15 protein-coding genes and 1 pseudogene are annotated in these 19496 nt (G+C 52.3%); 13 read left to right on the forward strand and 3 right to left on the reverse strand.

The features are described 5' to 3' along the window. Positions 1-53 precede the first annotated feature (53 nt). Positions 54-1259 carry an acetyl-CoA acetyltransferase gene (locus tag AC0L73_RS13575; protein WP_227947676.1) on the reverse strand — a complete coding sequence of 402 codons (1206 nt, stop codon included), beginning with the start codon at positions 1257-1259 and terminating at the stop codon, positions 54-56. A 2-nt stretch (positions 1260-1261) separates the two neighbouring features. Then, positions 1262-2731, reverse strand: a complete 1470-nt coding sequence (locus AC0L73_RS13580) for a hydroxymethylglutaryl-CoA synthase family protein (RefSeq protein ID WP_473653980.1) — start codon at positions 2729-2731, stop codon at positions 1262-1264. A 225-nt stretch (positions 2732-2956) separates the two neighbouring features. Between AC0L73_RS13580 and AC0L73_RS13585 the strand changes: the two are divergent. The 4 genes and pseudogenes from AC0L73_RS13585 (at position 2957) to AC0L73_RS13600 (ending at position 9505) form a co-directional block, all read left to right on the forward strand. Continuing rightward, positions 2957-4579, forward strand: a pseudogene (locus AC0L73_RS13585) (acyl-CoA carboxylase subunit beta). A gap of 53 nt (positions 4580-4632) precedes the next feature. Then, complete coding sequence (locus AC0L73_RS13590; RefSeq protein ID WP_473653981.1) at positions 4633-6624, forward strand: acetyl/propionyl/methylcrotonyl-CoA carboxylase subunit alpha; 1992 nt, start codon at positions 4633-4635, stop codon at positions 6622-6624. A 28-nt stretch (positions 6625-6652) separates the two neighbouring features. Beyond that, a complete protein-coding gene (locus AC0L73_RS13595; protein WP_227947672.1) occupies positions 6653-7447 on the forward strand; it encodes a TIGR03084 family metal-binding protein in 795 nt (264 codons plus the stop codon). Positions 7448-7471: 24 nt separating this feature from the next. Beyond that, positions 7472-9505 carry an NADPH-dependent 2,4-dienoyl-CoA reductase gene (locus AC0L73_RS13600; protein WP_227947671.1) on the forward strand — a complete coding sequence of 678 codons (2034 nt, stop codon included), beginning with the start codon at positions 7472-7474 and terminating at the stop codon, positions 9503-9505. Here the strand turns inward: AC0L73_RS13600 and AC0L73_RS13605 are convergent. Then, on the reverse strand, positions 9502-10647 hold the full coding sequence (locus AC0L73_RS13605; RefSeq protein WP_227947670.1) for an acyl-CoA dehydrogenase family protein: 1146 nt from the start codon (positions 10645-10647) through the stop codon (positions 9502-9504). The genes AC0L73_RS13600 and AC0L73_RS13605 overlap by 4 nt on opposite strands. Before the next feature lie 154 nt (positions 10648-10801). Here AC0L73_RS13605 and AC0L73_RS13610 point away from each other — a divergent pair, with 154 nt between their 5' ends. The 9 genes from AC0L73_RS13610 (at position 10802) to AC0L73_RS13650 (ending at position 19426) form a co-directional block, all read left to right on the forward strand. Further along, positions 10802-11458: a TetR/AcrR family transcriptional regulator gene (locus tag AC0L73_RS13610; protein WP_227947669.1), complete on the forward strand. Its 657-nt coding sequence runs from the start codon at positions 10802-10804 to the stop codon at positions 11456-11458. Positions 11459-11494: 36 nt separating this feature from the next. Continuing rightward, positions 11495-12322, forward strand: coding sequence for an enoyl-CoA hydratase/isomerase family protein (locus tag AC0L73_RS13615; RefSeq protein ID WP_227947668.1), 828 nt, complete (start codon positions 11495-11497; stop codon positions 12320-12322). Positions 12323-12327: 5 nt separating this feature from the next. Continuing rightward, a complete protein-coding gene (locus AC0L73_RS13620) occupies positions 12328-14139 on the forward strand; it encodes an acyclic terpene utilization AtuA family protein (protein ID WP_473653982.1) in 1812 nt (603 codons plus the stop codon). Between the two features lie 34 nt (positions 14140-14173). Beyond that, complete coding sequence (locus AC0L73_RS13625; protein WP_473653983.1) at positions 14174-16270, forward strand: acetate--CoA ligase family protein; 2097 nt, start codon at positions 14174-14176, stop codon at positions 16268-16270. Then, positions 16267-17043 (forward strand): CaiB/BaiF CoA transferase family protein, encoded by a 777-nt coding sequence (locus AC0L73_RS13630; RefSeq protein WP_473653984.1) that lies wholly within the window; start codon positions 16267-16269, stop codon positions 17041-17043. The genes AC0L73_RS13625 and AC0L73_RS13630 overlap by 4 nt, the downstream gene beginning before the upstream one ends. Further along, a complete protein-coding gene (locus AC0L73_RS13635; protein WP_473653985.1) occupies positions 16988-17476 on the forward strand; it encodes a CoA transferase in 489 nt (162 codons plus the stop codon). Before AC0L73_RS13630 ends, AC0L73_RS13635 begins: the two co-directional genes overlap by 56 nt. Positions 17477-17525: 49 nt before the next feature. Further along, positions 17526-18161 (forward strand): glutathione S-transferase family protein, encoded by a 636-nt coding sequence (locus AC0L73_RS13640; RefSeq protein ID WP_227947664.1) that lies wholly within the window; start codon positions 17526-17528, stop codon positions 18159-18161. A 20-nt stretch (positions 18162-18181) separates the two neighbouring features. Continuing rightward, positions 18182-18844, forward strand: a complete 663-nt coding sequence (locus AC0L73_RS13645) for a rhomboid family intramembrane serine protease (RefSeq protein ID WP_473653986.1) — start codon at positions 18182-18184, stop codon at positions 18842-18844. A 105-nt stretch (positions 18845-18949) separates the two neighbouring features. Then, positions 18950-19426: a YHS domain-containing (seleno)protein gene (locus AC0L73_RS13650; protein WP_227947662.1), complete on the forward strand. Its 477-nt coding sequence runs from the start codon at positions 18950-18952 to the stop codon at positions 19424-19426. Positions 19427-19496 lie beyond the last annotated feature (70 nt).

Genomic DNA, 19496 nt, shown 5'->3' on the forward strand with positions numbered 1-19496 from the left:
TCTTCAGGCCGCCCGGGAGTAGAAGGCGGCCTGAAGGGGTCCGGAGAAAGAGCTTAAGCGCCTTCTTTTCCGACAATGGTGATGGAGCAGACATTCTGATGCGGGAAGCCGCCGAGGTTATGTGTCATGCCAACCACGGGCTCTTCCTTTCTCTGACGATCTCCTGCGCGGCCCTGCATCTGCAGATACATCTCGTAAATCATGCGCAGGCCCGATGCGCCAATCGGATGGCCGAAGCATTTAAGCCCGCCGTCGATTTGGCAAGGGATCTTGCCGTCAGCATCATAGAAGCCATCCATGATATCGTTGACGGCATTACCTTCTTCGGAGATGAAAAGATCTTCCATGGTGACAAATTCCGTTATGGAAAAGCAGTCATGTACTTCGAACAGGCTGATCTGATCCCGCGGCTTGGTAATCCCCGCTTCCTTATAGGCGCGATTAGCAGCTGCGCGGGTGGTCACGAAATGACTGCCATCCCAGGAGTTATGCTGCGCTTCCCGACCGTTAGAGGCCGCGAGTTGCATAGCTTTGACCGTTATCAGATCCGATTTTCCCAGTGATTTCGCAATTTCTGGGGTCGTGACAATGGCACAGGCCGATCCATCGCTTACACCGCAGCAATCGAAGAGGCCGAGGGGCTCTGCAATCATTGGGGCGTTCATCACCTTATCTTCGTTGATTTTATTACGAAGATGCGCCTTTGGATTTTTGGATCCGTTGTCATGGCTCTTGACGGAGATATGGGCCATCGCCCGCTTCATGTCATCTTTATTGACGCCATGCTTCGCAGAATAAGCCGAAGCCAACTGCGCAAAAGAGCCGGGAGCCGACGCATTCGCCCAGAAGAGGTCATTGACGGATCCGCGGTTACGTTGCGGCAGGCCGCCATATCCTGTGTCCTTCAATTTCTCGACACCAAGGGCGAGCGCGATATCGCACGCGCCGGAGGCAACAGCATAGACGGCACCACGGAAAGCTTCTGAACCACTGGCGCAGTAGTTTTCAACACGGGTAACGGGGATGTTGGGAAGCCTTAGCGCCATGGAAAGCGGTACGGCGGATTTGCCCACATGCTCTTCCTCGATACCGGTGCCAAACCAGGCGGCGTCAATCGAGCTCTTCTCGATCCCCGCGTCTGCCAGCGCCTCGACATAGGCCTCGATCATCAAATCTTCTGCGTTGTCATTCCAGCGTTCGCCAAATCGTGAACAACCCATACCCAAAATAGCAACTTTATCTTTAATCCCTGCAGCCATTTTTATTCTCCTTTATTTGAAGCGTCCGCGGGGGTCGCTTTCCAGAAATAACGCCTGAACCCGCGCTTGTTGTCATAGTCTTTGACCCTAAACATCATCCGCATGGGCATTCCTACCTTGATATCCGTTTCAGGCGAGATATCGGTAAAGTCACTCATCAGGCGACCGCCTTCTTCGAACTGGATCATGCCGTAATAGGCGGGCGGATCCGGTGAATAGGTAAGCCGGTCCGCGGTAAAGGAGTTCACTTTTGAAATTCTCTCCGCGAAGGGGTAATCCTCTTGCGTACCGATGGCGCCGCAATTTTCATTAACGCACATATTGGACTTCGGAAACTGCGCCGTACCGCATTGGGAACATTGACCACCAATCATGGCTTGGGTCATTCCCTTGTTGCGATAAAGGGTCGTCAGGCCGGTTTTCTTGTCGGTCTCTGCGCGGATACCACGTTCCAAGTTAACCAGATCATGGAACGCGAGGAACTTGTTGTAGTTCGTTTCCGCATAGCGACGAGCGAGATAGCCCGAAACGCCTTTGCGGGGAGAAAGCGATTTGATTTCCTCAGTCACTTCGAACAGGAGAGCATCGCTGCCCTGACCGAAGCTTGCGACAAGGATTTTATCGCCCGGCTTACTATTTTCCAACGCATGGGACAGCATTACCATGGAATGGGCAGTCCCAGTCTCACCGCAGTTTGCCTGAAGATTATCTGCAACGGAACTCTCGGGTATACCGAGTTTCTTCGCAAGCATTCCAGCGACACCGCGCGCGGCTACCGGGAAGCAGAAGGTTGTAACATCTTCCGCTTTAACTCCGGTTTCCGACAACAGGGCGGAAATGGCACTTGGTACAATTTTGAGATATCCCTCATCGCGGATCCAGCGTTCTTCCCAATTGTAGTCATAGGCTTCGCCTTCGCCACGGAAGTGATCGACGAAATCAACGGCTTCTGTATGGTTGCCGAGAAGGCGGGCAATGACTTTGCCCTGACCGACCAGAAAAGCGGCCGCCCCGTCGCCGGATGTGAATTCCAGCGGGCTTGCCGCCTTCGTCTGGCGTTTTTCCGCAGCAGTGAAAAGAATTGGGCCGCTGCCTCCTTTGGCTACCTGAAGGGCTGTCGCCAATCCCGCGCTACCTGCTCGCTGGGAGGAGGCGAAATCGAGGGTCTGCAGGCTGCTGTTCAGGTTCAGCGCATCAGCAACGATGCCTGCATTCTGCCGATCCATAAACGGAAAGCTGGTTGAGGCCATATAAACAGCGGAAACATCATTGCGGTCAGAGTCTGCGAGACAATCCCGCGCAGCTTCGACGGCCATGGTGACGCTATCTTCGTCCCAATTTGCCATTGCTCTTTCGCCCTTGGCAAGGCCGTTAAGCCCTGGATTAAACCAGCTGTGAGCTTTTGCGATTTCACTACGTTGCAATCGGCTTTGCGGGATATATCCCCCGTAGGCCAATATTCCTACTTCCATTTGGAAAGGCTCCTTTTTTATTATTTCTTAGTGCCACTTATATGATGCAGGGCGCGTAGCATTATATCCCGCGATTTATTTCCTGCAGAATGACAGTTTAAAACGACTGTCGGCGTAACGCCAGAAAATTAAATTATGCCACGGTCGCTCACGTCATTTTTTTTCTTAACGGCGCGAACTTTCCTATGCTATCAATAAAGAAAAAATAAAAATCGGGAGTTCCGAATGGCCGTTTTCTCATCCAAAATCGTTGCCTCTTCTGACAGCTTTGCCACCAATCGGCAGGAGATGCTGGCACTTGTCGATGATTTACATGCGTTAAAAGATCGCGCGAAACAATTATCTGAGCGTCGGCGCGCCAGATTTGAGGAGCGCGGTCAATTGACCCCACGTGAGCGGTTGGTCCGTCTTCTCGATCCGGGTATGCCCTTTCTGGAGCTGTTCGGCCTCGCCAATTATATGGTGGATACGAATGATCGGGATAAAAGCATTCCGGGGGCAAGTTCGTTGGCTGGCATCGGATTTATCAACGGTGTGCGGTGTATGATCTTCGCGAGCGATAGCGGCATCAACGCTGGCGCAATGACCCAGAAGTCCGGGGAGAAAGTCCGTCGCTGTCAGGATATTGCCATTGATAAGAAGCTTCCTTTTGTACATCTCGTTGAGAGTGCGGGCGCCAATCTTCTGAAGTATCAGGTTGAATCATGGGCGCATGGGGGCGGGGGATTCCAGAGGCTCGCAAAATTGAGTGCGGCAGGTATCCCTACTTTCGTCGTTCTGCACGGCCCATCAACGGCCGGTGGGGCATATTTCCCCGGCATGAGCGATTATGTTATTGGCATCAAGGGGCGGGGCGCGCCTCTCTCGGCGGTGCGGCTCTGGTGCGGGCTGCAACAGGTGAAATCTCGGATGAGGAGGAACTGGCGGGATCGGAAATGCATGCGACCACCACGGGGCTTGTTGAATATCTCGCCGAAGACGACGCCCATGGCCTTTTGATTGCACGGGACATCATTGGCCGCCTCGGCTGGAACGATAAATGCCCGACACCAGAGATAAAAAGTTTCAAGGAGCCGCGCTACGATCCGGAAGAGATTGCTGGTGTGGTTCCGGTGGATTATCGAAAACCTTATGACGTCCGCGAAGTTGTCGCCCGGCTGGTTGATGGTTCCGATTTTGAGGAATTTAAACCACGTTACGGTGCCACCCTTGTTTGTTTGCAGGCTAATATCTTCGGACAGGCCTGCGGCATCGTGGGCAATAATGGCCCGATCGATCCGGATGGCGCGGCGAAGGGCGGACAGTTCTTCCAGCTTTGTGACCAGCGCGAATATTCCGTTGATCTTCCTGAATAATATTACCGGCTATATGGTTGGCAAGGAGTATGAACAAAAAGGTATGATCAAGCATGGATCTAAAATGATCCAGGCCGTTTCCACCGTCCGGGTGCCGAAAATAACACTCTATATCGGGGCAAGCTTCGGTGCCGGTAACTATGGGATGGCCGGCCTTGCCTATGACCCGGATTTCCTGTTTGCCTGGCCAAATGCCAAGACTGGCGTGATGGGTGGTGAACAAGCGGCACTCACCATGGATCAGGTGGCGCGAAGTGGTGCAGAACGCAAAGGCATACCTGTTGATGAAGAGGCACTCGCCGCTCAAAAGGCGCGTTTGATTGATCACTTTGATAGTCAAGCGGACGCGTTTTATACCTCAGGCAAACTTCTTGACCAAGGTGTTATCGATCCACGTGATAGCCGTAAAGTCATCGGCTTCGCGCTGCAAACATGCTGGGAGGCGCGTAATCGCACCCTGCAACCGAACAGCTTCGGCGTTGGCCGACTCTAATCTCCGGTAATCAATGAATAAGAAAAAAGATATAAACAGGTGGGTCCGGAAAAATGAGAAATTTCAATAGCATATTGATCGCCAATCGGGGCGAAATTGCCGTTAGGGTAATCAAAACAGCCAAAAGTCTCGGGTATCGCACTATCGCTGTTTACTCAGAGGCGGATGCCGCGGCGCTTCATGTCCGTATCGCAGATGAGGCAATGTTGATTGGGCCTGCGCCTGTCCAGCAGTCCTATTTGGATATGACAAAGATATTGGCCGCAGCCAAGGAAACGGGAGCGGAGGCTATTCACCCGGGTTACGGATTCCTGTCAGAGAATGCAGATTTTGCAAGGGCATGCGAGGATGCGGGTATTGTCTTCATTGGACCCTCTGCCGAGGCGATTGACTTGATGGGGAACAAGGCAGCGGCCAAGCGGCGGATGATTGCGGCAGATGTGCCTTGTGTTCCCGGATATGAAGACCATGACCAGTCTGACGGTACACTTGTTGCCGCAGCCAAAGATATTGGGTTTCCGATTATGGTGAAGGCCGCGGCGGGCGGAGGTGGTCGCGGCATGCGTCTTGTACATGAAGAGAAGAACCTTGTTGACGCCCTTGCCTCTGCGCGCTCGGAAGCGCTTAACGCGTTCGGTTCGGAGGAGCTTATCCTTGAAAAAGCGATAATTGAACCGCGACATGTAGAAGTTCAAGTTTTCGCGGATAATCATGGGAATGTTGTCCATCTGGGTGAGCGGGATTGCTCGGTTCAGCGCCGACATCAAAAAGTGGTAGAGGAAGCGCCATGCCCAGTCATGACACCGGAACTCCGGGAAAAGATGGGCTCAGCTGCGGTGGAAGCGGCGCGCAGTATCAACTATCGTGGTGCCGGTACCGTTGAGTTTCTGCTCGATGCCGGAAATAATTTCTATTTTCTCGAAATGAATACCCGGTTGCAAGTGGAACATCCGGTGACCGAGATGGTGACGGGAAACGATCTTGTGTCGCTACAAATTCAAGTGGCGCAGGGTGAGCCGCTTGGGATTGAGCAACAGGACGTTAAGCTGAATGGCCATGCCATTGAAGTGCGTCTTTATGCGGAAGATACCGCGCAGGACTTCCTTCCCTGTACAGGCAAGATTACGACATGGCAGGCGGCGGACGGAGACGGCGTGCGATCTGACGCCGGCATTGATTCCGGGCAGGATATCTCCCCTTTTTATGATCCGATGATCGCGAAAGTCATCGCCCATGGCGAAAGTCGGGAGATTGCCCGCCACCGTCTGATTGAGGCGCTTAAAAATACGGTAATATTTGGCCTGACAACCAACCGTGGTTTTCTAATCGATATCCTCAATGAGGAGACCTTTGCAAAAGGAGAGGCGACGACCGCTTTTATTGGCGACTTATTCGATGGCGAGCGGTTGGCTGCAAAAATTCCGGATCAGATTGAAATGGCGATGGCCGCCGTTCTTTTGTATCAGGTGGAGCGTGAACGGGCAAAATCGGCGGCGATTTTTGTGACTGAGCAGCTTATGGATTGGTCAAGCGGCGGAGAATTGCTGACCCGTTATGTGTTCCCGGCGGCTGAAGATCAAATCGATGTCACTGTCGCGCCAAAGCGCGAAGGCGGTTATAATGTTATGGTGGGTGAAGCAGCTCTGGTCATTGAGGTTTTGGAGCGGAGCGAGAACAGGGCACTGCTGACCGTCGATGGAAGTCGCAAACGCGTGCATTATGAGGCCCTTTCTGAAGGGGTGCTGGAATTCACCGATGGCGGGAAGACGTTACGGTTTATTAATGAGATAGCGTTCCCGGAGGCGACCGCATCCGCTGCGGGGAGCGGGCAGGTGACAGCGCCCATGCATGGCACCTTGTTGGAAGTCTTTGTGAAGGCTGGTGATACAGTTGATGTTGGGACCCGTCTTGCTGTGCTGGAGGCGATGAAGATGCAGCATGATATCCAGGCTGAAGTTGCCGGTGTCGTGCAGAATGTGATTGCCACGGCGGCAAGCCAAGTGTCTATCGACGATCTTCTGTTCGAAATTGAAGTGCCGGAATAATGCGGAAATAAAAAGGGAAATTCAGACAATGCTGAAAGAAGCCTATGATTTCAGAGATGAAAGCGAAGCACTCTACAGTCTCATTGAGCCGCTTGGTGAGGCGGATTACGACCGGGTAACGCTGTTCCGCGACTGGACGGTTAATGATGTCATGCAGCATCTGCATTTCTTCAATTATGTCGCTGATTTGACTCTTACGGATGAAGAAGCATTCAAGCGAGTTTATGGAGAGCTTTCCGAGCTTCGGGATAAATCCGGTTCACTTATTGATGCAACAGATAAAATGCTGGATGGCCTAAAGGGAACCGCGTTGCGGGATGCCTGGCGGGCCTATTATATGGAGATGTCGGATCGGTTTTACGCCGCTGATCCGAAGCAGCGTTTGCTTTGGGTTGGGCCGAGCATGAGTGCGCGGTCCAGCATCTCTGCCCGGTTAATGGAAACTTGGTCCCATGCGCAGGAAATCTATGACCTGCTTGGCGTAAAACGGGAGAACAGGGATCTGATCAAAAGTATTGCCGTTATGGGAATGAATACCTTCGGCTGGACTTTTATTAATCGCAAGGAAGAGGTGCCGGAACCGGTGCCGCATGTCCGGTTGACGGCCCCGTCGGGAGACATCTGGGAATGGAACCCGGAAAATACCGCGGACCTTGTTGAAGGCGATGCTTCCGAATTCTGTCAGGTTGTTACGCAGACTCGTAATATTGCGGATACCAACCTAAAAGTATCGGGTGAGATTGCGACGCGCTGGATGTCTGTCGCGCAGTGTTTTGCGGGGCCTGCGCGCAACCCTCCTGCGGCAGGAACACGCCACGCCTGAATTTGAAATGAAAGATTAGAAAAAATGACGGCACATCAGAAATATCCAAATCTTTTTTCACCTCTTGACCTTGGCTTCACGACAATTAAGAACCGTGCGCTTATGGGTTCCATGCATACTGGACTGGAAGAGCTTGAAGGTGGGTTTGAACGCATGGCTGTCTATTTCGCGGAACGGGCGCGTGGCGGTGTTGGCATGATTATCACCGGTGGTATTTCCCCAAATCTTGAAGGTGGGGCTGGCGCGAAGCTCTCAAATGACGACGAGGTGGAAGAGCATCGCCTCGTAACTGATGCCGTACATCAAGCTGATCCGGATACCAAAATCTGTATGCAGATATTGCATATGGGACCTCTCGCCAGAAATGAAAACCCAGTTGCGCCGTCTGCAATACGCTCCCGCATTGCCAGCAAGACACCGCGCGAGTTGGACGCGGAAGGTGTAGAGAAGCAAATCGCGGATATTGTGAACTGCGCGGTCTGCGCGCAGAAAGCAGGTTATGACGGTGTGGAGGTCATTGGCTCTGCGGGTTATCTCCTCAGTACCTTCCTTGTGGAGAAAACTAATCGCCGGACGGATGAATGGGGTGGGTCCTTTGAAAATCGGATGCGGTTTCCCGTCGAAGTCATGCGCCGGGTACGCGAAGCAGTCGGGCCGGATTTCATCCTTGTTTTCCGAATTGCCGCGATGGACATGTTGCAGGGCGGCATGTCCTGGGAGGAAGTGGTGCAGCTCGCCAAACAAATCGAGAAAGTTGGCGTTAATATCATGAGCACGCATTTCACCTGGCATGAATCCGCTGTTCCAACGATCGCGACGATGGTGCCCCGTGCGGCCTTTACCCAGGTAACAGGACGTCTCCGGAAAGAACTCGATATTCCGCTGATAACCAGCAACCGTATCAATATGCCGGACGTTGCAGAAAATGTGCTAGCACGTGGGGATGCGGATATCGTCTCAATGGCGCGCCCGATGCTTGCGGATTCAGATTTGGTTCTGAAAGCGTTTGAAGGGCGGGAGGACGAAATCAATACCTGCATCGCTTGTAATCAGGCATGCCTCGATCATACATTCAATGGAATGGAAGTGAGCTGTCTTGTAAATCCGCGCGCCTGCCATGAAACGGAGCTAAATTACGTGACCGCTGAAGCGCCAAGAAGGATTGCCGTCGTTGGGGCGGGGCCAGCAGGTTTGGCATACGCGACTGTAGCGGCGGAACGCGGGCATTTGGTCGCGCTCTATGATGCGTCGCCGGAAATCGGCGGGCAGTTCAACCTTGCGAAGCGAATACCGGGCAAGGAAGAGTTTTATGAGACGATCCGATATTTTAATCGCATGATCGAAAAACTCGGGATTGACCTGAAACTGAACACCCGGGTAAATGCCGAAATGCTCGCTGCGGAAGGCTACGACAAGGTGGTTATCGCCACCGGTATATCTCCACGAGTTCCAGACGTCGAGGGAATCGACCATCCAAAAGTTGTGAGCTACATAGATGTGATCAAAGGCGCAAAACCTGTCGGTAAGAAAGTTGCCATTATGGGTGCTGGCGGCATTGGATTTGATGTCGCGGAGAAGATCACTCATGAAGGTACATCCGCCTCTCTCGATGTTGAAATATTTGCGAAAGAATGGGGGATAGATTTTAAGAATCATCCGCGCGGCGGTGTAACCGATGTGGAGCCGGTTGTCGCGAAATCGGACCGGGAGGTGACTTTACTTCAACGGAAATCGTCACCGGTCGGTCGTGGGCTTGGCAAGACGACCGGTTGGACGCATCGCATCACCTTGGCGCGGCGCGGCGTAAAAATGATCAATGGCGTCGAGTATCTCAAGATCAACGATCAAGGCCTTCATCTTCATATCAATGATCAGTATGAAATTCTTGATGTTGATACAGTGATCATCTGCGCAGGCCAGCTTCCGCTACGTGAGCTTTATGATCAATTGGTTGCGAATGGCGTTGACGCGGAACTGGTCGGTGGCGCGTTCGAAGCTATGGAGCTGGATGCAAAACGCGCCATTAACCAGGCAAGTTATCTCGCCGCGGCCGTTTAATCCGGGGATATGCCCATCAGTTTCGTGATGACTTTCAGCATAACTTCATCGGCGCCGCCGCCGATAGAGGTCAGGCGGAAGTCACGGAACTTGCGAGAGATGGAGGATTCCCACATATACCCCTGACCACCCCAGTATTGCAGGCAGCTGTCCATGACTTCCCGCTGCAGCCGCCCAACCTTCAGCTTCGCCATGGAGGCTAACTTGGTGACATCCTCACCCGCGACATAGAGCTCTACCGCATGATAAGTAAGGGCGCGTAAAGCCTCTACTTCCGTTTGAAGCTCGGCGAGGCGATAGTTCACAACCTGATTATCGAGGATGGCCTTACCGAAAGCCTTGCGTTCGCGGGTATAGTCGATCGTCTCATTGATTGCCTCTTCCATGACGCGCGGGCCGCGCGAGGCGGCAAACAGTCGCTCTTCCTGGAATTGTTGCATCTGATAAATGAAACCGCGCCCTTCTTCGCCGATCCGGTTGCGCTGTGGCACTCGAACATCATCAAAAAAGAGCTGAGCCGTATCAGAGGACATCATGCCGATCTTGCGAAGTTTATGCTTGGTAATCCCGGGGCTATCCAGAGGAACGATGATCAGCGTCTTATTTTTATGGACGGGGCCATCTCCGGTATTGGTGAGAAGGCAGACCCAGTCTGCCTGCATTGCATTGGTGATATACATTTTGGAGCCGTTGATCACATAATCATCGCCGTCCTTTCGGGCTGTTGTTTTTAGGCTCGCGACATCCGATCCGGCGGCGGCTTCGGTTACGCCAACGCACCCCACCATGTCACCGGCAATGGCTGGCGCAAGGAAATCTCTCCGCAATTCATCGGAACCATGTCGGGCGAGGGCCGGCGTCGACATATTGGTCTGTACTCCGATTGCCATCGCAACCCCGCCACATGCTATATAGCCCAAAGCCTCGGAAGCGACGGCTTCATAGGAGTAGTCAAGGTCGCTTCCTCCAAATTCTTCAGGTTTACTTATGCCAAGGAAACCCATATCCCCCATCTTCTTAAACAGCTCATGGGCGGGGAATTGCTCCGCTTCCTCCCACTCATCCACATGCGGATTTATCTCCGCCTCGATAAATTTCTTCAAGCTTTCGGAAAGTTCTCGATGTTCCTGAGTAAACTGCATGATATTCCCCAATTTTTATTTTCCGGCAAGATTTGAATTGTCGGCCCGTTAAAGGGATTGTTTTTTTGATGCCTTCACACTAACGTTCATGCATGAATGTTACAAATGAATATTATGTAATCCCGGATGTGAGTGATTGTGCCGCGTGCGGCCAATGGCTCTTTCTTGTTTGGATGAGGCGACATTGGATATAACGTCACCGCAACGAAACGGAAAACGACGGCGGCAGGAAGACAGGCGAGCGGAAACTCGTCAGCGCCTTGTTGATGCAACGATTATGCTGCTGCATGAAAAGGGAGCGGGGGAGCTCACCATGGCAGATGTCGCACGCAAAGCCGGGCTGACACGCGGCGCCATTCAGTATCATTTTGATAGCCCCAAATCCCTGCTGGTCGCCAGTATAGAAGAGATTGCAAACCGTCTTAGCCAACATCTGGACGCGGCGGAGCTGACTATTTTGCCACTTAAAGAGCGGATCGACCGTATAGTCGATGACTATTGGCAGGGGTTTAGCGGATTTAACTACACGGCCTTTATTGAAATTGCAGTACGCGGGCGCCAAGACCCGGCGTTTGAGGATGCCATTACGATGGCGTTGGAGGATCTTGAAAAGGAAAGAGCGATTGTCTGGCAGGCAGTCTTTGCTGATACAGGCCGAAGTCAGGAGGAAATTCAATCCTGGCGGCAGATGCTGCTCATTACACTCCGCGGTCTGGCGCTGACAAATATAGTTGCAGGAAAAAATGAAAAAGTTTCGCTGCAAATTGATCAATTTAAGGCTATGTTTAAAAGATACCTGACCGAGGCATAATCGGCGGGGGATGCGATAAAAAGAAAGAAAAAGAAAATGCATGAGCTACCGGAGTGTGAATTTCTTAAGCTTGATGTGGTCGCGGGGAGATTGAACCTTTGGTTCAACCGGCCGGATCAGCGAAATGCCATCAATAGTCAGATGGGGGCGGAATTCGCCGCTGTTGTCGATTGGTTGGAGGCAACACCCGAGGTCAGGGTGGTGGTGCTGCGCGGTGCAGGAGGGCATTTCTGTGCGGGCGGCGATATTAAAGAACGTCGTAACATGGCCGAGGATGTCGTCACCCCCGATAGCGATCCGATTATGGAACGCAACCGTGCTGCCGGACTGGCGTTCCTGAGATTTGAGAGACTGCCTCAGACAACCATTGCTGTCGTCGAAGGATCGGCCTTTGGTGGAGGGATGGGCTATGCCTGCCTTGCCGATATTACCATTGTTGCAGAGGGTGCGCGGATGGGGATGCCGGAAACAACGCTTGGCGTGGCGCCAGCCCAGATTGCGCCCTATGTCGTTAAAAGGATCGGCTTGACTCGCGCGCGGCAGCTTGCCCTCACCGCCGAGCGGTTCGATGGCGCGAAGGCATTTGAATATGGCATTGCGCAGTATCTTTCCGCCGATGCGGATATCGACACGATGTTGGAGGACGTTGTCGCGCGAGTACTACGTTGCGGACCTATGGCGAACGCGGCGACCAAGGCGATTATGTTAAAGGTCGGCTCACTCCCTGAAGAGGAAATGGTGAGTTTCTCCGCTGCGAAATTTTCTGAGTTGAACAGAGGTGCGGAGGGTAAGGAGGGGCAGTCAGCCTTCGCCGAAAAACGAAAACCCGCCTGGCAGATGCCGGACAGTAGTGCGAAAGGGTGAATGATATGACTAATTCAAAAACCATTCGCATCGGCGGCGCGTCGGGGTATTGGGGTGACTCGCAGGAGGCACCGCGCCAACTCGTCCTTAAAGGCAATCTTGATTATCTCGTCTTTGACTATCTGGCGGAAGTCACCATGTCTATCCTCGTGCGGGCGAAGCAGAAATCGCCGGATCTTGGCTATGCGCGGGACTTCGTCGATCTCGCAATGAAGCCGCTTCTTCATGAGATCAAGACGCGCGGTATCAAGGTCGTGGCCAATGCTGGCGGCGTCAATGTGGCGGCATGCGCGTCTGCGCTCGCTAAAGTCGCAGAGGAAGCTGGTGTCGATCTTAAAATCGGCACGGTGGAGGGTGATAATCTGACGGAGGAAATTGAAAACCTTCGTTCTGAAGGGATAACCGAGATGTTCTCCGGCGTACCGATGCCGGACGGGATGATCAGCGCGAATGCCTATCTCGGGGCTTTTCCGATTGCTGCTGCCCTCGATGAAGGAGCGGATGTGGTGATCACAGGCCGATGCGTTGATAGTGCCGTTACCTTGGGGCCCTTAATCCATGAGTTTGGTTGGACCGTCGATGATTATGACAGGCTCGCCTCGGGTAGTCTCGCTGGTCATATTCTCGAATGCGGAGCGCAAGCGACCGGGGGTAATTTTACCGATTGGCGGGATACTGTTGGTGGCTGGGATGATATGGGCTATCCCATCGCTGTCTGCCGGGAGGACGGGAATTTCTCGATTACCAAGCCAGAGGGCACCGGTGGCCTTGTCTCCCGCCTGACAGTGGGTGAGCAGATCCTCTATGAGATTGGAGATCCCGAGGCCTATATTATGCCGGATGTAATTTGTGATTTTTCTGGAGTAACCTTAACGGAAACGAAGAAAGATTGGCTGGATGTAGCGAATGTCAAAGGCCGTGCGCCAACATCAACTTATAAGGTTTCGGGTACGTATAAGGATGGATATCGCGCGACGGCCGCGACTGTCATCACAGGCTTTGATGCAGTAGAGAAAGGGCGGGCTTTTGCCAACGCCTTGCTGAAGCGGACCCGTCGTCTTTTTGTTGAGCGAAATTTAGGCGACTATCGTGATACGGCAGTGCATGTCATTGGCTCCCAAACCCTCTGGGGTGACAATGCGGACAAGCATGCCGCCGTTGCACGGGAGATCGTTACCCAGATAGAAGTCAAGCATGATGAACGCGCGGCGCTCGAACTTTTCTCTAAGGAGACGACGGGTGTTGGTCTATCCATGACGACGGGGCGCTGCTCGGCAGGGGCAGCAGGTCGGCCGAAGATCACGCCGGTAGTTGCGCAGTTCGCCTTCCAGATCGATAAGGCACGTATCCAGCCCAAAGTATTCATAAATGATAAACCGGTTAAATATAAAAGTATGGTTCCGAGGAAGTATTCAAGTTTCCCGGAATCACACCACTCTGCACCGGAAGCCACTTTTAATTCGACCTCTGATGTTTTGGTTGAGGTGCCCCTCATAACATTGGCCGCCGCGCGGAGCGGTGATAAAGGGAACAATGCTAATGTCGGTGTTATTGCCCGCAAACCTGATTATCTTCCATGGATTAAGCAAAGCGCGACAGAAAAGACCGTGAAGAAATACTTCGGGCATGTCGTTGAGGGTGACGTCATGCGGTTTGATTTGCCGGGTATGAATGCGGTGAATTTTCTGCTAACGAACTGTCTGGGAGGCGGTGGAACCACCACTCTTCATCTTGATAATCTGGCGAAGACATACGCTCAACAGCTTCTCGCATTGCCGATCAAAGTGCCGAGCGACCTGATTGAAAATCAATCGTAAAAATTTCGACTGAGGGATAAAAAAGGAAATAAGAATGACCCATCCACTTGAGCCAATGTTGCGGCCGCAATCTGTGGCGATTATCGGAGCCTCGAACACACCCTCCCGGATTGGAGGCAGGCCAATAAATGCCATGAAGAATGCAGGCTTCAAAGGCAATATTTATCCGGTAAACCCGAACTATGAAACTATTCAGGATTTGCCCGCATATGCCAGCATAAAGGATGTCCCGACGGGAGTTGATTGTGCGGTCATTGCCGTGGCGGCAAAAGTTGCGGTTCAAACCTTGCGTGATTGTGCGGATCAGGGTGTTAAAAGTGCGGTCATGTTCACCTCTGGTTTTGCCGAGCAAAGCGATGATGGTGCCCGCGCTCAACGCGAGATTACGGGGATTGCAAAAGAAAGCGGGATGAAGATTATTGGCCCCAATTGCCTGGGTGTTTTCAATATCAGTGCGGGCTGGTACGGCACCTTCAGTAATGCGCCTGGAGCCTTACTACACCCACCTGGATCGATTGGCATCGTCAGCCAGAGCGGTGCTTATGGAGCCCATGTCTTTGCCGTTTCTCAACTGCGGGGCGTTCGGTCGAACTATTGGGTGACTACAGGCAATGAATCGGATGTCGATGTTGCCGAAGTGATTGAATATTATGCTCAAAACCCTGAAGTCAAGGTTGTACTCGCCTATGCGGAAGGCATGAAGGATGCAGACCGGGTCTGTCGGGCGCTTGAAATGGCGCGGGATGCGCAAAAACCGGTCATCTTTATGAAAGTTGGCAAAACTGACGCTGGTGCGGCGGCTGCGGCGTCCCATACGGCGTCGCTTGCTGGTGCAGATGCGGTTTATGATGCACTGTTCAAGCAGTATGGCGTCTACCGCGCGGAAACTACCGAAGAATTTGTAGATATTGCCTATGCTTGTCAGTTTGGTAATTATCCAACAGGTCGCAAGATCGATTTGCAGACAATTTCAGGCGGTGTTGGCGTGCAGATGGCGGATGCTTCGGTGAAATATGGCTTGGATGTCGCTCCGCTTCCACAGGCGACGCAAAAGAAGTTGAAAGAGTTGATCCCGTTTGCCGGGGTTAATAACCCGGTCGATTTCACAGCTCAGGCTTTGAACGATCCAAAATTGATGGAAGCAAATATTGAGATGACGATTGAGGAGGCCGATTTCGACAGCCACATCGTCTATCTTGCGGGTGTGCCGGCATCGCCATTTACCCGTGATGCCTGTCGAGATATTTTCTCCAATATTCGCAAGAAGTATCCCGATGAAATGATGATGATGAGTCTGATCGGGCCGCAAGACATTATTGAGCCATTTGAAAATCTCAACATCCCTTGCTTCGAAGATCCGTCCCTTACTGTGAGGGCCATGGCAGCGCTTACTTATTTCGGGGAGATATACAAGCGCGGCCGGCCGGATGCTCCGCCTGCATTGCCCGATGGGACGTTGCCCGCCCCAACGGAACCAATCGCAGAACATGAAGCGAAGAAAGTTCTGAACAGTATCGGCGTGCCCGTTACCCGTGAAGAACTGGTTCAATCTGCGGAAGAAGCCGTCAAGGTATGGAAAAATATCGGCGGCGCTGTAGTTATGAAAATTGCATCGCCAGATATCCTTCATAAAACGGAAATTGGCGGAGTGCTTCTCAAGCTCAACTCCGAACAAGAAGTGGCGGAAGGGTATGCAACGCTTATTGAACGCGCGAAAAAAGCGAAGCCGGAGGCAAAAATTGACGGCGTTATTGTCGCGGAAATGGTGTCCGGTGGTGTTGAGACGGTGATGGGCGTCGTTTGCGACCCGGTCTTTGGTCCTGCCGTTATGTTCGGGCTTGGCGGTGTCTTTGTTGAGGTTCTTAAAGACGTGACATTCCGTCTTGCGCCTTTTGGAGTGGATGAAGCATATCGAATGATCGATGAAATTCAAGGGCGCGCCATGCTGGATGGGGTGCGGGGTGCACCGCCATCTGATCTGAAGGCGCTGGCGGAGGCCCTCTCCAAACTCTCCGTCTATGCGGCGGACAATGCTGACAAAATCGAAACTATCGATGTCAATCCGTTTATTGTTCTTCCTGAAGGGGCCGTTGCAGTTGATGCGCTGATCGTTCCCAAGGGAGATGCATGATGAAGGCATACGAAGGTCTTAAAGTCGTAGATTTTACGCAAGTATTGGCAGGTCCGATCAGTACGCAGATGTTTTCTCTTCTGGGGGCGGATGTCATCAAGATTGAGGCTCCGGTAAAAGGCGATCAGCTTCGGACTACGCTCACGGATGCGGAGATGGTCGCTAAACGCCTGTCACCTGCATTTCTGACGGTTAATCTTGGCAAGCGCAGTCTTGCCATTGACTTGAAGTCGGAAGAGGGGCGGAAAATTGTCTATCGCCTGATTGATGATGCCGATGTCGTCGTTGAGAATTTTCGGCCCGGCGTAGCAAAGAAACTGGGGATCGATTACGAGAGTGTGAAACAACGCAAACCCGAGATCGTTTATTGTTCAATCAGCGGATATGGCCAGAAAGGTCCGCGGAGTGGTGACAAGGCTTATGATTCTGCCATTCAGGCGGCATCCGGCCTGTTTACCCTAAACGGCAGTGAGGAGTCAGGTCCGATGCGTATTGGCATCATGGTGATCGATATGTTCACTGGAATGAATGCCGCGTTTGCGATCTCATCCGCGCTCTACCGTCGTGAAAAGACAGGTAAGGGGCAATATGTAGATGTTGCGATGTACGATAGTGCCCTTATGTTGGCTGCGGCGCAAATGGCTGACTTTATGGTGCGCGGCAATGTCCCTCCGCTGATAGGCAACGAATCTCCGACGCGTCAGCCCACTTGCCGGGGTGTTCGAGACACTGGACGGAATAGTTCTAATTGCCACGATTACGCCAGCCCATAATATTGCAATGCTGAAGGCTGCGGGATTGGAACATTTGCTAGAAGATCCGCGCTTTGCGACCTATGAGGCGCGGCAGGCGCATCTGCGCGAGGGGCTGGAGATTGTCGGCCAGTCAATGAAGACCAAGACGACGGCAGACTGGATCAAGATTATGAGTGAGGCTGGCGTTGTCGTGCAAGCGGTCCGGACCTTGGCAGAGGCCACATCCGATCCGCAATTGGAACATCGCGGTATTGTGGTCGAAGCAAAAGATGTGAGGGGATTTGATAAAGCATTGCGATTAGTTGGCGCCCCCTTTATTGCAAATGAAGATAGCCCGCAAAATGCCGTATCGCCGCCTGGAGAGGTGGGGCAACATACGGAGGAAATCTTGCGTGAACTCGGGTATGCTGATGACGATATCGCTAAGATTATAGCTCCAAAAGATGCCTGAAGCCTGTCTTGGGCGGACCTGATTACTGATTAAAAAAGGATAGCTGATCATGATTACAGTTCACCATCTCAACGACTCCCGCTCTCAACGGATATTGTGGCTTCTGGAAGAGCTTGGTGTCGATTATGAGGTGGTGCGCTATGAACGTGACGCAACCACCAGACTTGCACCAGACGAACTGAAGGAAATCCATCCGCTTGGTAAATCTCCCGTACTGGTGGATGGGGAGCTTCGGCTTCATGAATCCGGAGCAATAACTGATTATCTGATCCGGACATATGGTGCAGGGAAATTTGCGCCAGAACCTGGCAGTGCTGAGCACGAAGCATATTCAGAGTGGCTACATTATGCAGAAGGCTCCGCAATGCTGCCACTCCTCCTTCGGCTTTATACAAGTCGTCTTGGCGATGCGGCGGCACCGCTGATGCCGAGGATTGATAGCGAGACGGAAAATCATTTTTTCTTCATGAATAACGAGATGACGGGCCGGGAATATTTTGTCGGTTCCGATCTTACCGGCGCAGATATCATGATGTCCTTTCCTCTCGAGGCGGCTCGTGCGCGCGGTATCCTGAGTGCGTATCCGGCGCTTGCCGCCTTTGTTGAGCGTATTCAGGCCCGTCCGGCATATACGCGCGCGCTTGAAAAAGGCGGGCATTACTCTTATGGTCCGGCTGCTGATTGATTTAACCGGACAATATCTGCGTGACAAATGAATATCAGGGCCGGGAGCCGGTCTTCAATGTGCCACCTGCGACGATGTATATGGTTGCCGCCATTATTGGCGTGCATCTGCTACTTACGATCACGACGCCTGAGACATTGAACTGGGTCTATAGTAACTTTTCTTTCCGGCCGGCGATTGTTTCCGTCCTCCTTGAGCAGCCCTCCTTGAGTGGCTTCTTACATATTTTTATTACGCTCAACAGCCATATGTTTCTTCACAATGACTGGAGCCATATGGTCCTTAACGCCGGGATGCTGCTGGCCTTCGGGACTATGACAGAGCGCCGGTTCGGCGCAATTCGCTTTCTGATCCTGTATTTCCTGTCGGGTTGGTTCGGGGCGTTTGTTGAATATTTGATTGCCGAGCCAAACGTGAATATCACTCTTTACGGCGCCTCCGGGGCTGTATTCGGCGCGATGGGGGCGACGATGATTGTCCTGTTGCCCCGCTACCGTCTACGGGGCGTTGTGACTCTGATTGCCGTACTGCTTGGCATAAATTTAGTGATCGGCGCAACACCACTTGGCACGCTTCTGGTCGGTCCGGGTGTGGGAATAGCCTGGGTTGCTCACCTTGCCGGTTTTGCCGTTGGACTGGTCATTGCCGTTATATACTCAAGAAAGCGAGTGTCTTCCTCTTAGCTGTTCACGCCATTGTTATTGAAAGTGGCTGGCGATAGAGTGAGAAATAATTATCTTGGTGAGGCTAGGAAGTCCTTTTCTTTCATTTAAGGGAGAAATATCAAGATGATGACTCGGTTGATCAAACTGCAAACTGTGGCGATTGCGTTGTTTGTCGCAATTCTCTCTTTCTCAACTGTCCAGACAGCTTCCGCAGAAAAGCTTTACTACAGCACAATTTTTGGAACAGCTGTTGAAGGCTATGACGTTGTTGCCTATTTCACCGACGGAAAGCCTGTTGAGGGTAGCAAGGACCATAGCGTTGAATGGAAAGGTGCTGATTGGTATTTCGTAAGCAACGAGCATAAGAAAATGTTCGAAGCCAACCCTGAAAAATACGCTCCCCAATATGGTGGATACTGTGCCTGGGCCGTCAGTCAGGGCTATACCGCTTCAACGGTACCTGAGGCATGGAAGATTGTAGACAATAAGCTTTACCTCAACTATTCCAAGGGTGTTCAGAGCACTTGGGAAGAAGATATTCCCGGCAATATCAAGCTGGCGGAAGCCAACTGGCCAGTCATTGCCAAGGATTTGAAATAAAAAAGCACCTGGCTGCGGGGGAGCGAGAACCAGGTGCTTTCAAAAGAAGCCGCATTGTGCGACCTTCTTA

Source organism: Sneathiella sp. D3-11, assembly GCF_055809395.1.

Bases quoted from the DNA above. Each gene is read 5' to 3' on its own strand.
- AC0L73_RS13625 (WP_473653983.1), top strand. From the start codon at position 14,174: ATGACCCATCCACTTGAGCCAATGTTGCGGCCGCAATCTGTGGCGATT.
- AC0L73_RS13650 (WP_227947662.1), top strand. From the start codon at position 18,950: ATGATGACTCGGTTGATCAAACTGCAAACTGTGGCGATTGCGTTGTTT.
- AC0L73_RS13595 (WP_227947672.1), top strand. From the start codon at position 6,653: ATGCTGAAAGAAGCCTATGATTTCAGAGATGAAAGCGAAGCACTCTAC.
- AC0L73_RS13640 (WP_227947664.1), top strand. From the start codon at position 17,526: ATGATTACAGTTCACCATCTCAACGACTCCCGCTCTCAACGGATATTG.
- AC0L73_RS13630 (WP_473653984.1), top strand. From the start codon at position 16,267: ATGATGAAGGCATACGAAGGTCTTAAAGTCGTAGATTTTACGCAAGTA.
- AC0L73_RS13600 (WP_227947671.1), top strand. From the start codon at position 7,472: ATGACGGCACATCAGAAATATCCAAATCTTTTTTCACCTCTTGACCTT.
- AC0L73_RS13615 (WP_227947668.1), top strand. From the start codon at position 11,495: ATGCATGAGCTACCGGAGTGTGAATTTCTTAAGCTTGATGTGGTCGCG.
- AC0L73_RS13605 (WP_227947670.1), bottom strand. From the start codon at position 10,647: ATGCAGTTTACTCAGGAACATCGAGAACTTTCCGAAAGCTTGAAGAAA.
- AC0L73_RS13575 (WP_227947676.1), bottom strand. From the start codon at position 1,259: ATGGCTGCAGGGATTAAAGATAAAGTTGCTATTTTGGGTATGGGTTGT.
- AC0L73_RS13580 (WP_473653980.1), bottom strand. From the start codon at position 2,731: ATGGAAGTAGGAATATTGGCCTACGGGGGATATATCCCGCAAAGCCGA.
- AC0L73_RS13620 (WP_473653982.1), top strand. From the start codon at position 12,328: ATGACTAATTCAAAAACCATTCGCATCGGCGGCGCGTCGGGGTATTGG.
- AC0L73_RS13590 (WP_473653981.1), top strand. From the start codon at position 4,633: ATGAGAAATTTCAATAGCATATTGATCGCCAATCGGGGCGAAATTGCC.
- AC0L73_RS13610 (WP_227947669.1), top strand. From the start codon at position 10,802: ATGGCTCTTTCTTGTTTGGATGAGGCGACATTGGATATAACGTCACCG.